Origin of the sequence: Type-D symbiont of Plautia stali, from assembly GCF_001485335.1 — a bacterium.
Taxonomy (GTDB): Bacteria; Pseudomonadota; Gammaproteobacteria; order Enterobacterales; family Enterobacteriaceae; genus Pantoea; species Pantoea vagans_C.
Window position 1 is genome coordinate 1 of the sequence record NZ_BBOC01000191.1, and the last position, 1,220, is coordinate 1,220.

Annotated in this window: 1 protein-coding gene; it reads left to right on the forward strand. The window is 54.8% G+C overall.

Annotation, left to right across the window (positions count from 1 at the left end; translation table 11 throughout):
* Nucleotides 1-70: 70 nt before the first annotated feature.
* Nucleotides 71-1,191 (forward strand): IS3 family transposase gene (locus tag PSSD_RS25920; protein ID WP_153011531.1). Its coding sequence is split into 2 segments (ribosomal slippage): nucleotides 71-329 and nucleotides 329-1,191, totalling 1,122 coding nucleotides; the frame shifts between segments, so codons are not numbered across the junction.
* The last annotated feature ends 29 nt before the right edge of the window (nucleotides 1,192-1,220 follow it).

Genomic DNA, 1,220 nt, shown 5'->3' on the forward strand with positions numbered 1-1,220 from the left:
GACCTGCTCCCCGTTGATTAATACACCGTGATGTTAGTAATGTCTTCATAAGCCACATGAGGACATCCCCATGAAGAAGCGATTTTCCGACGAACAGATCATCAGTATTCTCCGCGAGGCAGAAGCCGGGGTTTCGGCCCGGGAACTCTGCCGCAAGCATGCCATTTCAGACGCTACCTTTTACACCTGGCGCAAAAAGTTCGGCGGCATGGAAGTCCCCGAAGTGAAGCGGCTCAAGTCGCTTGAAGAGGAGAGCGCCCGTCTTAAGAAGCTCCTCGCTGAAGCCATGCTGGATAAGGAGGCGCTTCAGGTGGCTCTGGGCCGAAAGTTCTGACGACAGACCAGAAGCGGGAAGCCGTGGGGGGCATGTGTGAGGCTACGGGTCTGTCGCAACGCCGTGCCTGCAGGCTGGCCGGTCTGTCACTTTCAACCTGCCGTTATTCGGCTCAGCGTCCGGCTGCTGACGCGCAGCTGTCCTTACGCATCACAGAGCTGGCACTTGAGCGCCGCCGCTTTGGTTACCGGCGCATCTGGCAGCTACTGCGTCGGGAGGGCCTTCATGTCAACCACAAGCGGGTTTACCGCATCTATCACCTTAACGGCCTGGGTGTAAAACGCAGACGCCGCCGCAAGGGGCTGGCGACTGAGCGGCTTCCGCTTCTTCGCCCGGATGCGCCGAACCTGACATGGTCGATAGATTTTGTCATGGATGCACTTGCCAGCGGCCGCCGGATTAAGTGCCTGACCTGTGTCGATGATTTCACGAAGGAGTGTCTGACGATCACCACCGCTTTCGGGATTTCAGGTGTTCAGGTCGCGCGTATTCTGGACAGCATTGCGCTGTTTCGTGGATATCCTGCAACGATAAGAACCGATCAGGGCCCGGAATTTACCTGCCGCGCGCTGGATCAATGGGCCTTTGAACATGGTGTTGAGTTGCGCTTAATCCAGCCGGGCAAGCCAACTCAGAACGGATTTATTGAGAGTTTCAATGGTCGCTTTCGGGATGAATGCCTGAATGAACACTGGTTCAGCGATGTTCTTCATGCCCGGAAAATCATTAATGACTGGCGGCAGGACTATAACGAGTCCAGACCTCATTCATCGCTGAATTACCAGACGCCATCTGAATTTGCAGCAGACTGGCGAAACGGGAAATATGAAGAAAAATCAACCGACATTACTAACTGAAGGTTGTATCTAATACTGGGGGCAGGTCA